Source organism: Pseudarthrobacter raffinosi (genome assembly GCF_023913735.1).
Lineage (GTDB): Bacteria > Actinomycetota > Actinomycetes > Actinomycetales > Micrococcaceae > Arthrobacter > Arthrobacter raffinosi.
Genome location: NZ_JAMXBH010000015.1, coordinates 61,294 through 73,884 on the forward strand (window position 1 = coordinate 61,294; position 12,591 = coordinate 73,884).

Annotated in this window: 13 protein-coding genes and 1 pseudogene; 8 read left to right on the plus strand and 6 right to left on the minus strand. The window is 65.8% G+C overall.

Features of this window, described 5'->3' with window-relative positions:
• Positions 1 to 369 precede the first annotated feature (369 nt).
• The 3 genes and pseudogenes from NG698_RS14810 to NG698_RS21970 form a co-directional block, all read right to left on the minus strand.
• Positions 370 to 987, minus strand: coding sequence for an alpha/beta hydrolase (locus NG698_RS14810; RefSeq protein WP_252600621.1), 618 nt, complete (start codon positions 985 to 987; stop codon positions 370 to 372).
• A 90-nt stretch (positions 988 to 1,077) separates the two neighbouring features.
• Entirely contained in the window at positions 1,078 to 1,206 is a 129-nt protein-coding gene (locus NG698_RS21685) for a hypothetical protein (protein ID WP_256471108.1), read from the minus strand.
• Between the two features lie 68 nt (positions 1,207 to 1,274).
• Positions 1,275 to 1,463, minus strand: a pseudogene (locus tag NG698_RS21970) (MarR family transcriptional regulator); the annotation flags it as partial.
• A 20-nt stretch (positions 1,464 to 1,483) separates the two neighbouring features.
• On the opposite strand from NG698_RS21970, the gene NG698_RS14815 reads away from it, so the two are divergent.
• The 6 genes from NG698_RS14815 to NG698_RS14840 all read left to right on the plus strand — a co-directional run bounded on the left by NG698_RS14815 (position 1,484) and on the right by NG698_RS14840 (position 6,880).
• Positions 1,484 to 2,062: an FAD-dependent oxidoreductase gene (locus NG698_RS14815; RefSeq protein ID WP_252600623.1), complete on the plus strand. Its 579-nt coding sequence runs from the start codon at positions 1,484 to 1,486 to the stop codon at positions 2,060 to 2,062.
• Between the two features lie 102 nt (positions 2,063 to 2,164).
• A complete protein-coding gene (locus NG698_RS14820; RefSeq protein WP_056348963.1) occupies positions 2,165 to 2,422 on the plus strand; it encodes a DUF6458 family protein in 258 nt (85 codons plus the stop codon).
• 215 nt (positions 2,423 to 2,637) lie between these two features.
• Positions 2,638 to 3,441 carry a DeoR/GlpR family DNA-binding transcription regulator gene (locus NG698_RS14825; RefSeq protein WP_252600625.1) on the plus strand — a complete coding sequence of 268 codons (804 nt, stop codon included), beginning with the start codon at positions 2,638 to 2,640 and terminating at the stop codon, positions 3,439 to 3,441.
• Complete coding sequence (locus NG698_RS14830; protein ID WP_252600626.1) at positions 3,438 to 4,463, plus strand: 1-phosphofructokinase family hexose kinase; 1,026 nt, start codon at positions 3,438 to 3,440, stop codon at positions 4,461 to 4,463. The genes NG698_RS14825 and NG698_RS14830 overlap by 4 nt, the downstream gene beginning before the upstream one ends.
• Before the next feature lie 2 nt (positions 4,464 to 4,465).
• Positions 4,466 to 6,535, plus strand: coding sequence for a PTS fructose transporter subunit IIABC (locus tag NG698_RS14835; RefSeq protein ID WP_252610741.1), 2,070 nt, complete (start codon positions 4,466 to 4,468; stop codon positions 6,533 to 6,535).
• 66 nt (positions 6,536 to 6,601) lie between these two features.
• Positions 6,602 to 6,880, plus strand: a complete 279-nt coding sequence (locus NG698_RS14840; RefSeq protein ID WP_056348975.1) for an HPr family phosphocarrier protein — start codon at positions 6,602 to 6,604, stop codon at positions 6,878 to 6,880.
• A 153-nt stretch (positions 6,881 to 7,033) separates the two neighbouring features.
• Here NG698_RS14840 and NG698_RS14845 read toward each other — a convergent pair whose 3' ends face one another.
• Both NG698_RS14845 and NG698_RS14850 read right to left on the minus strand, forming a co-directional pair.
• Positions 7,034 to 7,465: an SRPBCC domain-containing protein gene (locus NG698_RS14845; protein ID WP_252600630.1), complete on the minus strand. Its 432-nt coding sequence runs from the start codon at positions 7,463 to 7,465 to the stop codon at positions 7,034 to 7,036.
• Positions 7,465 to 8,310, minus strand: a complete 846-nt coding sequence (locus NG698_RS14850; protein ID WP_252600632.1) for a class I SAM-dependent methyltransferase — start codon at positions 8,308 to 8,310, stop codon at positions 7,465 to 7,467. Before NG698_RS14850 ends, NG698_RS14845 begins: the two co-directional genes overlap by 1 nt.
• 260 nt (positions 8,311 to 8,570) lie before the next feature.
• Here NG698_RS14850 and NG698_RS14855 point away from each other — a divergent pair, with 260 nt between their 5' ends.
• On the plus strand, positions 8,571 to 8,837 hold the full coding sequence (locus tag NG698_RS14855; protein WP_056348983.1) for a DUF7218 family protein: 267 nt from the start codon (positions 8,571 to 8,573) through the stop codon (positions 8,835 to 8,837).
• Between the two features lie 72 nt (positions 8,838 to 8,909).
• Here NG698_RS14855 and ku read toward each other — a convergent pair whose 3' ends face one another.
• Entirely contained in the window at positions 8,910 to 9,920 is a 1,011-nt protein-coding gene (gene ku, locus NG698_RS14860) for a non-homologous end joining protein Ku (RefSeq protein ID WP_252610743.1), read from the minus strand.
• A gap of 40 nt (positions 9,921 to 9,960) precedes the next feature.
• On the opposite strand from ku, the gene NG698_RS14865 reads away from it, so the two are divergent.
• The gene (locus NG698_RS14865) at positions 9,961 to 12,474 is read left to right on the plus strand and encodes an ATP-dependent DNA ligase (protein ID WP_252610745.1); all 2,514 of its coding nucleotides are present in this window, start codon (positions 9,961 to 9,963) and stop codon (positions 12,472 to 12,474) included.
• Positions 12,475 to 12,591: the final 117 nt, after the last annotated feature.

Consider the following 12,591-nt stretch of genomic DNA (forward strand, 5'->3'; position numbering starts at 1 on the left):
GAGAGGGGCGGCCACGATGCCGCCGGGGTCAGCAGAGGCGGCTAAGGGCCACGGTAAAACCACAGCGGGCCGATGGGCTGCTGTTTAACGTCTTCTTCCATCATGAGCGCCTTGGCACGGCCTGACAACTTGGCGGAGCAGGCATCGCGGCGCAAGGCGGGCAGGAGGCCTGGATAGAGGCCTGGCACATGGCATCTGTCCGGCTGCCCTTTCCGACGGTTTCCAATGGCCCGCAAAGAGCCGGCCACCGACGAGTGTAAGCGCTTACAAATTTCGCGCGCAACTGTTTTTTCTCATATTGCGATACGGGGCACACGCCCGGGCGGGCACAGGGTTCAACCGATCACGCGCTTGGACCGATGACGCAGTTCAGCCGGGCACGTAGTGGCGCAGGAACGCGCTGACGTCCACCATCTCCGACTTGCTCATGGCGTGGCCCATGCCCGGATACGTCCTGGCGGTCAACCGGGTGTTTTCGTTCAGCCATTGTCCGGTGTAGGCCGTGGCGTCCTCATTGATCACCAGGTCCGCCTTGTCCCGCCCCCAGAAAAAGGGCGGCGGGGCCGTGAAGGATTCGGTCAGGGACAACAGCTCGTTTTCCAGCACAAAACCGGAAAGCCCAACCGTGGCCTTGTAATCCGCGGGATGGAGCCGGAGCAGCGTGCTGGCCATGGCCATCCCCTGCGAGTAACCCAACAGACTCACGCTGCTGTGCTGGCCCCTGACGGAGTTAATCCACGCCTGGACGGTGTTGGTGGCCGCGATGACATCCGCGAAATCGTTGGCCAGGAAGTAGTCCAGCAGGAACCAGCCGTAGTGGTCGCCGATCACCATGGGTGCGCGCAGGGCAACACAAGTGAACTCGGCCGGCAGGTATTCGAACAGCCGCACCATCCGCGACTCATCGGTGCCGTAGCCATGCATCATGACCAGCAGCGGCGTGCCGTCCCGTTCGCTTTCCGGCTTGGACCACGTAACTGTTTCCATCGGATCAGCGTAGCCAGTCCAGCGGGCCAGCGGCTCGCATCGACTCCTGCCGCGAATGTGCCGGAAAAGCCGCCCGCCGTGCTTGGCTCTCTATTCTGCCCCGGACCCGAGGTGCCCGGCCGCATCCTTCTGGACCGCAGCAGCCTTGGATGAGAAGTCGGCGATGGTCCGCAACTGCTCGTCGCTGTAGCCCTCCAGCAGGGCCGCCAGCCCGCCCATGAATCCAGGAAATAGGGCGCCGCGGCAGAGGCCTGGTCACCCACCAGTTCGATCAGCACCTTGCGCCTGTCCTCCTGATGCCGGACGCGCCGGGCCACACCCTTGGCCTCAAGCCGCCGCATCAGGCCGGTCACGGATGCGGGGGCCAAGCCCGGCCGCTCGCCGAACTCCCCCGCCGTCAGGGGGCCGAAGCGCATCAGAATGTCGATCGCCTTGCCCTCGGTGGCCGAGAGTCCCCGCAGTTCGGAGAACGAAATAAATCAGAAGGAGAACAGCCATGTTGAACTGCCTCATCATCGGGTCCGGCGTCGCAGGGCTGGCGACGGCCCTGTCACTGCAAAAGGCGGGGCACACGCCCGTTGTCTTCGAAGCGTACGGCGGCCCGTCGGACGGCGTCGGAGGCTTCCTTACCGTCGCCGTCAACGGCTTCGACGCCCTGGACACCCTTGGGCTGAAGCACGCCGCGGCAGGGCTGGGGTTCAGCACGCCGCGGATGTCCATGTACCTGGGCTCGACGGGACGCCACCTGATCGACTTCAAGTACGGCGGCGCCCTGCCGGACGGGACCACCGCCCGCACACTGACGCGCTCCGAGCTATACGGACTGCTCCGCACGGAAGCGACGCGTCGGGGCATCCGCATCCTGTACGGAAAGGGGCTCAGCTCCGTGACCGAAACCCCCGACGGCGTGACCGCAGGATTCGACGACGGCACGTCCGCCGAAGGCCACCTGCTGATAGGCGCGGACGGGCTGCGGTCCACCGTCCGGACTGGGTCTACCGTCACCACATCGACTGGGGAGCCGGGCACGACTCGGGATTTGAGGCCAGCGTTCCGCCCAACACCGGACACGTAAGGTAGCCTGACGCTGGAAAGCATGCTTAGCAAGTGCGGCGCACAGGATGCTGCCGCGCGTAGTACCGCCCCTCCAAGATCAGCGGACAACAAGGAGCAAGTCATGAGAATCGGTTCCTCCATCTTCCTTATTGCACTCGGCGCCATCCTGGCCTGGGCCGTCGCCCCGGGACTCATCCCCTTCATAGACCAGGTCATGGTTGGCTACATCCTGATGGCTGTTGGCGTGATCGGGCTGATCGCCTCCCTCATCCTGGCCTCACCGGGCCGCAGCCGCCGGGTCAGCGAAACCCGTTCGGTGGTTGATCCCAACACCGGCGAGCGCATCACCCGCAACGAAAGCCGCGACGGCGGTATCTAGGCTCCACAACCACCCGGACGCCGGGCCGGACCACACAGGCCCGGCCCGGCTTTTCCGTTCCGCGCGAAGACCCGGCCTGCGGACTTTGTTTCTTGTGGGTTTCCATTGACAAACCAACATAAGCGAAGATAAAGTCAAGTAATTCAACATCATGTGATGCCAATCACTGGACGTCACAGCCGCTGGGATTCAGCACTTTACGCAATGGAGGGTACGTGTTCGCCGAGGAGCGCCAGCAGAAGATTGCCGAGCTAGTCGCGGGCACGGGCCGGGTCAGCGTGACCATGCTGGCGGAGCGCTTCCGCATCACCACCGAAACCGTCCGCCGCGACCTCGCCACGCTCGAAACCACCGGCACCGTGCGGCGGGTCCACGGCGGAGCAGTTGCGGCCGACCGCTTCAGCACCACCGAGGAAAGCATCAACGAACGGACCATCCAGCGCCCGGACCAGAAGATGCGCATCGCGCAGACTGCACTGGCCCTGATCCCCCAGGCCTCGTCCGGCAGCATCCTGCTCGACGCCGGTTCCACCACCGAAGCGTTGGCCGACCTCCTCTCCCGCCGCGCCGCCGTCGAACCTTCCGCCGGCGAAACTGGAGCCGAACTGGTGGTCATCACCCACGCCGTTCCCATCGCAGCCAAACTGTCCAGCGCTCCCGGAATCGCCCTCCAGATCCTGGGCGGCCGCGTGCGCGGCCTCACCCAGGCCGCCGTGGGACAGTCAACAGTGGAGGCCGCGCAGCGGATGCGCCCGGACATCGCCTTCATCGGCACCAATGGCATCCACCCCACCTTTGGCCTCAGCACGCCCGATCCTGAAGAAGCCGCCGTCAAGGCAGCCTTCGTCCATTCGGCACGCCGCATCGTGGTGCTGGCCGATTCCTCCAAGCTGGACGCAGAAACCCTAGTCCAGTTCGCCTCCCTGAAAGATCTGGACACCTTGATTACAGACAGCGAGCCCAGCCCCGAACTGGCGGCAGCCCTGACCGAGGCCGGCGTCGACGTGGTGATCGCGTGATCGTCACCTTCACGGCCAACCCCAGCCTGGACCGCACGGTGGCCCTGCCCGGACCCCTGGAACGCGGCGAAGTCCAGCGCGCCGTCTCGGTCAGCCAGGAATCCGGCGGCAAGGGCGTCAACGTCTCCCGCGCCCTGGTTGCCTCCGGCCTGGAGACCATCGCGGTGCTCCCGGGCGCCGCGAGTGATCCCGTCCTCGCCGGGCTGCTCCACGATGGCGTGCCGTTCGCGGCCCTTCCCATCGACGAGCCGCTGCGAACCAACGTGGCGCTGACCGAGCCGGGTGGCGTGACCACCAAGATCAACGAGCCCGGCCCGCGGCTGAGCGAGGACCAGCAGGAAGCCCTGATCGGCCTGCTGCTGGAACGCGCCCGCGGCGCCAGCTGGGTGGTCCTGGCCGGTTCCCTGCCTCCCGGCTTCCCGGCCGACTTCTACGCCACCGTCACGCGGCGATTGCGGGCGGCAGCCAACGGCGGCGCCCCGCTGATCGCCGTCGACTCCTCCGGCGGCCCGCTCGTCGCCGCCGTCTCCGGCATCTCGCCGGACGGCACGGCACAGCATGGCACGTCACAGGACGGTGTGTCCGGGAAACCGGACCTCCTCAAACCCAACGCCGAGGAACTGGCGGAACTGGCTGCTGCAGCCGGCTTCGCCACGGCGTTTACCGCAGACGAACTTGAAGCGGATCCGGAATCTGCTGCAGCGGCCGCCGCCGCCGTCGTGCGTTCCGGTGTGGGTGCTGTGCTGGCAACTCTCGGATCCAAGGGAGCTGTCCTAGTAACGGCCGACGGCGCGTGGCTGGCCACGCATCCGCCGGTCGCCGCGGTCAGTACTGTCGGCGCGGGCGATTCATCGCTGGCTGGCTATCTGCTCGCACACGGCCAGGGCGCCGCCCCGGCCGATTGCCTCCGTCAGGCAGTGGCACACGGTGCCGCCGCCGCCTCCCTGCCGGGTTCCACTGTCCCGGCAGTCCACCAAACCACCCCGGATGCCGTAACCATCACGGCCCTTCGAAAGGATTGACAGTGACTCAGCTCATCACCACCGAACTGGTCGAGCTCGACCAGAACCTGGGCACCTCGCCCGAGGACGTGATCCGGCACCTGGCCAGCAAAGTAGCTGCCACCGGCCGCGCGTCCGAAGTTGAAGGACTCTTCGCCGACGCCTTCGCCCGCGAACAGAAGACCGCCACCGGCATCCCCGGCGGCATCGCCATCCCGCACTGCCGCTCTGCTGCGGTCATCGAACCCACGCTGGCCATGGCCCGGCTCAACCCCAAGGTTGACTTCGGCGCCAAGGACGGCCCCGCGGACCTGATCTTCTTCATCGCCGCCCCCGACGGCGCGGACCAGGAGCACCTGAAGCTGCTGTCCAAGCTGGCCCGGTCCCTGATCAAAAAGGACTTCACTGCCGCGTTGCGTGCAGCGTCTTCCCGCGAGGAAATCGTGGAACTGGTGGACGGCGCCCTGGCGGACAAGCCGGCGTCGCACGCTGCCGCTCCTGCGTCCGGTGCCGCTCCTGCTGAGGCAGCCGCCGGCGCGGGCGCCGCTGCTTCCGCTGCCGGGTCTGCGGCCCGGCCGAAGCGCCTGGTGGCTGTGACCGCGTGCCCCACCGGCATCGCCCACACCTACATGGCAGCGGACTCACTCGTCGCCGCGGCCAAGGAAGTCGGCGTGGACCTGCAGGTGGAGACCCAGGGTTCCTCAGGCGCCAAGCCACTGGACCCCTCCGTCATCGCCGCCGCCGACGCCGTGATTTTCGCGGTGGACGTGGATGTCCGGGGCAAGGAACGCTTCGCCGGCAAGCCCGTCATCAACGCGCCGGTCAAACGCGGCATCGACGAGCCGGACAAGATGGTCCAAGAGGCTCTCGCCGCGGCTGACAACCCGAACGCACGCCGGGTTCCGCACTTCGGTGCCGAGGAACAGGCTGATAATGCGGCCATGGAAAAGGGCGAGCACATCGGCCAGAAGCTGAAGAAGGCCCTGCTCACGGGCGTCAGCTACATGATCCCGTTCGTCGCCGGTGGCGGCCTGCTGATCGCCCTGGGCTTCCTGATGGGTGGCTATCTGATCACTGATTTCGCCGATGCAATCGTGGTGGACAACAGCATCTTCAACCTGCCCACCGAATACCCTGACAACGCGTGGGGCCCGCTGGGCGCCTACCTCGGTGCCGTGCTCTTCAAGATCGGCGCCCTGTCCATGGGCTTCCTGGTGCCCGCCCTTGCGGGCTACATCGCCTACGCAATCGCTGACAGGCCCGGGATCGCCCCAGGCTTCGTCGCCGGCGCCGTAGCTGGATTCATGGGTGCAGGCTTCCTCGGCGGCATCGTCGGCGGCTTGCTCGCCGGCTACGTCGCCCATGTGATTGGAACCTGGGCCGTACCGCGCTGGCTCCGCGGCCTGATGCCGGTGGTAATCATCCCGCTGCTCGCCTCTTTGGTTGCGTCGGGCCTGATGTTCCTAATCCTGGGTGGCCCGATCGTCGCCCTCACAGCGGGACTGAACACGTGGCTGTCCGGCCTTACCGGCGCCAGCGCCATCGCCCTGGGCATCATCCTGGGTCTCATGATGTGCTTCGACCTCGGCGGCCCGGTCAACAAGGTCGCCTACGCCTTCGCCGTCGCCGGCCTTGGTGCCGCAACGCTGGACAACCAGGCTCCGTGGCAGATCATGGCCGCCGTCATGGCTTCAGGCATGGTGCCGCCGCTGGCCATGGCGCTGGCATCAACCGTCCTGGACAAAAAGCGCTTCAGCCTCGCCGAGCGTGAAAACGGAAAGGCTGCGTGGCTCCTGGGAGCTTCCTTCATCTCCGAAGGCGCCATCCCGTTCGCCGCCGCCGACCCGCTCCGCGTTATCCCCGCCAGCATGCTGGGTGGAGCAGTCACCGGCGCCATCTCCATGGCGGCAGCCGTAGGATCCAAGGCCCCTCACGGAGGAATCTTCGTGTTCTTCGCCATCGACAACTTCCTGATGTTCGTTGTCGCGATCGCGGCTGGAACCATCGTCACCGCCCTGGCAGTGATCGGTCTCAAGCGCTGGGCCGTCCGCGAACCCGCTGCTACCGTGGAGTCCGTTCCCGCAACCGTCTGACCCGGCCGTACACACCACAGATTCACGGCGCTGAACCAACAGGCGCCGAAAGAAAAAGGAGCAAGAATGTCAGAACGCACCGCAACCGTCGCCAGCCGAGTAGGCCTGCACGCCCGCCCCGCCGCCATCTTTGCGGAGGCCGCCGGCGAGTTCGACCTGGACATCACCATCGCCCGCCAAGGCGAGCCGGTCGATGAGGCAATGGACGCCGCGAGCATCCTGTCCCTCATGAGCCTGGGTGCCGCCCACGGCGACGTTGTGGTGCTCCGCGCCGAAGGTACCGGCGCGGATGACGCCCTGGCGCGTCTGGTTCAGATCCTGGAAACGGATCACGACGCCGAGTAGCGGCTTCACGCCGGCGGCCGCCGTTGCGCCTGTCCCCTCTTTGGGGAAGGTACGACGGCGGCCGCTGGTTCTTAAGCGTCTGGCCCAACTAGGTAGCAGCAAGTGTCGTTACGGACGCGCTTAACGACAGTTACTGCTACCCAGTTGGGCTACTTACCCGCGTTCGGCGATCTTCTTGACGTCCGCCACGAGCATGTCCCACATGCTCTTGGAGTGCTCCGCCGCGTCTTCGTTGGCGTTGTTGTCCTGTGAGAGCGTGAGCGTTGTTGCACCGTCCTGGTCCTCGAGGGTCCAGGTGAGCGTGTGGTAATTTTCCGGCTTGTCCTCTTCGCCGCCCAGCGGACTGAAGTGCGTGTGGACCAGCTTGCGGCCGGGATCTACCTCGAGGATCTTGCCCTTATCTTCGTAGGGCTTGCCTTCCCACTCGCCGCGCCACGCGATGGGGCTACCTTCCGTCCAGTCGGTTTCCAGGTCCGCGCCGAACATAAATTCCTTCACGGCGGCCGGATCGGTGATTACCTTCCAGACGCGCTCCGCCGGAGCATCAATGGTGATGGTGGATGTGGCCACGAGGTTCACGGGCACTACCGGGCCTCCTTGGCGGTCAACAGCAGATATTCCCAGTCCATTTGCCATACGGCATCACCGTGGGCCTCCCCAAACGAATCAGCCAGTTCGGTCAGGGCTTTGTCCAGGGCCTGTGCCTTGTCCTGGTCGTCGCCGATGAACTTGTAGACCGAAATGGTGGGACCGTAGTGGGACTTGAAGTACCGCAGGAAGTCCTCCGGCTGGTGGAAACTGCGGATGGCCAGCGTGCGCTTTTTCGCCTGGATATCGGTGATCCTGTCGCCGAAGAGTTCCCGCACGTGGTCTTCGCTGCCCCACAGCGGGGGCGGCTGGGCTCCGGGCGGGGGCGGCGGCGCGAACGGCTTCATGGTGGCAAACATCCTTCCAATGAAGCCTTCGGGCGTCCAGCTGAGCAGGCCGATGGTGCCGCCGGGTTTGCACACCCGCACAATTTCGTCCGCGCCGGCCTGATGGTGCGGAGCGAACATCACGCCCAGGCAGGACGTGACCACGTCAAATGAATCGTCCTCGAACGGCAGCGCCTCAGCGTCACCTTCCACCCATTCAAGCCCGACGCCGCGATCGGCAGCCTGCCGGCGCCCGGCGTCGAACAACTCCGGGGTGAGGTCGCTGGCCACCACATGGGCACCCATCATGGCCGCAGGGATGGCCGCGTTGCCGGCGCCGGCAGCCACGTCCAAAACGTGCTGTTTCGGCTTGATTCCGCAGGCATCAACCAGAATGGCCCCGAGATCCTGCACCAGCTCACTAGCCAGTGCCGGGTAGTCCCCCGAGGCCCACATGGCCCGGTGCTTTTGCTTCAGAGCCCGGTCTGCCTCGTCTACGTCCACTTTGTCATTCATGCTGGCGCCCCTCTCCTTTGACAGGCTTTTTCCTTGACAGGCTTCGAGTGACAGCACGCTGTTGCACAGGGCTGCAATGCGACCCATTGTGGCCGCAGCGGGGCGCGCTGTAAAGCGTCTGGGGCTAGGACTCGGCGCGGAAGCAAGCAAACTTAGGGTTTCCTTGTGTTTCCCCAACCCCGGAATTAGCGTGGAAGCCTGACCAGCCATTACGGCGCTTCGGCGTCCAGGATTTCCCGGTCCCGGTGAAGGAGGACGACATGCCCGGCAAAAAGAACCCGAGCCTGAAAGATCCTGAACTCTACGAGGAACTGCGCGAGGACGGCGCGTCCAAGCAGAAAGCCGCCCGTATCTCGAACGCGGCCGCCAAGAAAGGCCGCTCCGCGGTGGGCCGCAAGGGCGGGAAATCCGGCGACTACGACGACTGGACCGTCCCGCAACTCAAGGCCAAAGCCAAGGAAATAGGCCTCACCGGCTACTCAGCCAAAAAGAAGAGCGAGCTTATCTCCGCCCTGCGGAACTCCTAGGCGGCGGCCATCCCCACCAACACAGCACGCTTGCGGTCTACGCATTCCCGGTCCGCTTTTTCGCGGACCGCCTCAAGCACCCTTTCGCGCCCGCGTGGTAGTGGCCTTCGCCGCAGGCTTCGCGGCGGCGGTTTTGGTTTCGGAGGACTTCGCCGCAGCCGTCGTGGCGCTCGTTGTCCTCGTCCCAGCAGTCTTGGCACCGGCTTTGGCGGGAGCCTTCCCGCCGGGACTGTCGGCACTTTCTCCTGTGCCGGCGTCGTCCGCGTCCGCATCCTCAGAGGCGGCAGGCTTCCCGCCGCCGCGCTTCCGCTCCAGGCTGCGCTTCAGCGCCTCCATCAGGTCGATGACCTCGCCGTTGCCGCCCTCACCCGCTTCGGCGCCGAACGTTTCGTCGGTATCGAGCGAATCGCCCTTCTCCAGCTTGGCGTCGATGAGCTTCCGGAGCTGCACCTGGTAGTCATCGGTGAAGTGCTCGGGTTCGAAATCCGCGGCCATGGACTCCACGAGGGCGGCGGACATTTCGCGTTCCTGGGCGGAAATCCGGATGGACGTGTCCAGCGCAGGGAAGCTGGCGTCCCGGACCTCGTCGGGCCACAGCAGGGACTGCAGCACCAGCACCTCGTCCTTGATGCGCAGCGCCCCCAGCCGTGTCTTCTCGCGCAGGGCGAACTGGACGATGGCCACACGATCCGTATCCTCGAGCGCCCGGCGCAGCAGGACATAGGCCTTGGGCGACTTGGAATCCGGTTCCAGGTAATAGCTCTTCTCGAACATCATCGGTTCCAGCTGCTCCGACGGAACAAACTGGACCACCTCGATCTCGTGGCTGTTCTCTGCCGGGATGGATTTGAGCTCATCCTTGGACAGGACCACCGTCCGGCCCTCGTCCTCAAACGCCTTGTCGATGTCCGAATAGTCGATGATTTTGCTGCACACCTCGCAGCGGCGCTGATACCGGATCCGGCCGCCGTCGGCATTGTGGACCTGGTGGAGGCTGATGTCGTGGTCCTCGGTGGCGCTGTAGACCTTCACGGGCACGTTGACGAGGCCAAACGCGATGGCACCTTTCCAGATGGCTCTCATCCCTCAAGTGAACATCACGCGGGGCCGGAGGTGAAGACCCATGGCCGGCCCTAAAGAGCGCGTCAGGGTCGCGGGGCGGGAACTGACCCTCACCAACCTGGACAAACTCATCTACCCGGAAACCGGGACCACCAAGGCCGATGTCCTGGCCTATTACGCCGCCGTGGCCCACGTGCTGATTCCCGCCGCGGCCAACCGGCCCGCCACCCGCAAGCGGTGGGTCAACGGGGTGGGCACCGCCGGGCATCCCGGCGAGGTGTTTTTCCAGAAGAACCTGGAGGATTCAGCGCCGGGCTGGCTCCCCCGCGCCGCCATCACGCACAAGGACCGGACCATCTATTACCCGATGGTGAACGATCCCGCCACGCTCACCTGGTTCGGACAGATCAATTCGCTGGAAATCCATGTCCCCCAGTGGCAGGTGGACTCCCACGGCAAGCAGCTCAATCCAGACCGCCTGGTCCTGGACCTCGATCCCGGCGACGGCGCAGGCTTGGAGGAATGCGCCGAGGTTGCCAGGCTGGCACGGGCCATCCTGCAGGACGTAGGCCTGGAACCGGTGCCGGTGACCAGCGGCAGCAAGGGCATCCACCTCTACGCGGGCCTTGACGGAACGCAGACCTCCGATCAGATCTCAGACTTTGCGCACGAGCTGGCCCGCGCGCTGGAAGCCGACCACCCGGATCTCGCCGTCAGCGACATGAAAAAGACGCTGCGCGCAGGCAAGGTCCTGGTGGACTGGAGCCAGAACAGCGCCGCCAAAACCACCATCGTGCCGTACTCCCTGCGCGGCCGCCTCACGCCCACGGTGGCCGCCCCGCGGACCTGGCAGGAGATCGGGTCTCCCAAGCTCGAGCACCTCGACTACAAAGCCGTGCTGCGCCGGGTCAAGGCGGGCAAGGACCCGTTCGCCGCCGTCGCCCGCGGTGCCGGTCACCCGGATTCCCTGGACGGGGAGACGGACGACGGCGGCGCCCACGTCCGCCTGGAGCGGTACCGGTCGATGCGGGACCCGGACGCGACGCCGGAACCGTTCTCCGGCGCCTCCGGAAATGGCGACACCTTTGTGATCCAGGAGCACCACGCGAGCAGGCTGCACTTCGATTTCCGGCTGGAGCACGAGGGGGTGCTGGTGTCGTGGGCCCTGCCGAAGGGCGTCCCGGAATCCGGCGAAAAGAACCACCTGGCCGTCCAGACCGAGGACCACCCCTTGGACTACGCCACGTTTGAGGGCACCATTCCCAAAGGCCAGTACGGCGCCGGGGAAGTCAGCATCTGGGACCACGGCACGTATGAACTGGAGAAATGGATCAACGGCCGGGAGGTCATCGCCACGCTGACCGGCACCGAGGGCGGCGGCCTGGGCGGCACCAAGAAGTTCGCCCTCATCCACACCGGTAGGGGGCAGGGCAGGGACGCCGAAGGGCAATGGCTCATCCACCTGATGGACAAGGACCACCAGACTTTCCATCCGCGGCGGGCTCCGGCGGAGGATGAACCGGCGGAGGACGCGGCGGATAATTCGGCGGCGGACGCTTCCGGGACTGAGCCTGCCGCGGACGTTTCCCCGGCCGCGGCCGCGCCTTCCCCACTGCGTGCTGAAGATTTCAGTCCCATGATGGCAACGTCCGGTACCGCCGCCGACCTTCACGGCAGCGACTGGCAGTTCGAGCTGAAGTGGGACGGCGTGCGTGCCCTGTTGGTCGCCGACGAAGAGAAGGTCCGTGTCTTCAGCCGCAATGGCATAGACGTCACCGCAACCTACCCCGAGCTGAAGGACCGGGCCTGCTGGCCGGCGGGCCCGTTCGTCGCCGACGGTGAGATTATCGCCGTCGGGCCTTCCGGCAGACCCGATTTCGGGCTGCTCCAGGGACGCATGAAACTGTCCCGGCCGGCCGACGTCGCCAAGGCCCGCGCAGCAATCCCTGTCCGGCTGATGCTTTTTGACCTGCTGTCCGACGGCAGCGAGGACCTTCGCCGGCTGCCTTTCGTGAAGCGGCGGCTGCGGCTGGAGGAGTTCCATCACCCGTCGGAGTGTCCCGTGGAGCTGTCCGCCGTCCTGGACGAGAGGATCGAGCACATCCTGGAGAGTGCGCAGGAGTTGGGGCTCGAGGGCGTGATGGCCAAGCGGACCGACAGCCGCTACGTCAGCGGGCAGCGGACCCGGACGTGGATCAAGATCAAGCTGGAGCAGACCCAGGAAGTGGTGGTGGGCGGTTGGCGGCCGGGCAAAGGCGGGCGGCAGGGTTCGGTAGGTTCGCTGCTGTTGGGCATCCCCGACGGCAACAAGCTGCGGTATGTGGGCCGGGTGGGCAGCGGGTTCAGCATGCGCGAACTGCACGAACTCCGCCAGAAAGTGGACGATCTGGCGCGCAAGACGTCACCGTTCGACGACGTTCCCCGCGTGGATGCCTCGGACGCCCACTGGGTGACGCCACGGCTGGTCGGTGAGGTGACTTTCGGGGAATGGACGGGCAGCGGCAAGCTCAGGCATCCGGTGTGGCGGGGCTGGCGGCTGGACAAGAACGCCGACGAAGTGGTGCCGGAGGGTTAGCGACGCTGCGTTGGCGACGCGCAAATTTTCCTGGGACACGCAAAAGGTCTGGCGACACCCGAATTCGGGTGTCGCCAGACCGTTTGTGTGTCGTCAGGTCGGATGCGCGTCGTCAGC

Bases quoted from the DNA above. Each gene is read 5' to 3' on its own strand.
- NG698_RS14810 (WP_252600621.1), bottom strand. From the start codon at position 987: ATGGAAACAGTTACGTGGTCCAAGCCGGAAAGCGAACGGGACGGCACG.
- NG698_RS21685 (WP_256471108.1), bottom strand. From the start codon at position 1,206: ATGGGCGGGCTGGCGGCCCTGCTGGAGGGCTACAGCGACGAGCAGTTG.
- NG698_RS14815 (WP_252600623.1), top strand. From the start codon at position 1,484: ATGTTGAACTGCCTCATCATCGGGTCCGGCGTCGCAGGGCTGGCGACG.
- NG698_RS14820 (WP_056348963.1), top strand. From the start codon at position 2,165: ATGAGAATCGGTTCCTCCATCTTCCTTATTGCACTCGGCGCCATCCTG.
- NG698_RS14840 (WP_056348975.1), top strand. From the start codon at position 6,602: ATGTCAGAACGCACCGCAACCGTCGCCAGCCGAGTAGGCCTGCACGCC.
- NG698_RS14850 (WP_252600632.1), bottom strand. From the start codon at position 8,310: ATGAATGACAAAGTGGACGTAGACGAGGCAGACCGGGCTCTGAAGCAA.
- NG698_RS14855 (WP_056348983.1), top strand. From the start codon at position 8,571: ATGCCCGGCAAAAAGAACCCGAGCCTGAAAGATCCTGAACTCTACGAG.
- ku (WP_252610743.1), bottom strand. From the start codon at position 9,920: ATGAGAGCCATCTGGAAAGGTGCCATCGCGTTTGGCCTCGTCAACGTG.
- NG698_RS14865 (WP_252610745.1), top strand. From the start codon at position 9,961: ATGGCCGGCCCTAAAGAGCGCGTCAGGGTCGCGGGGCGGGAACTGACC.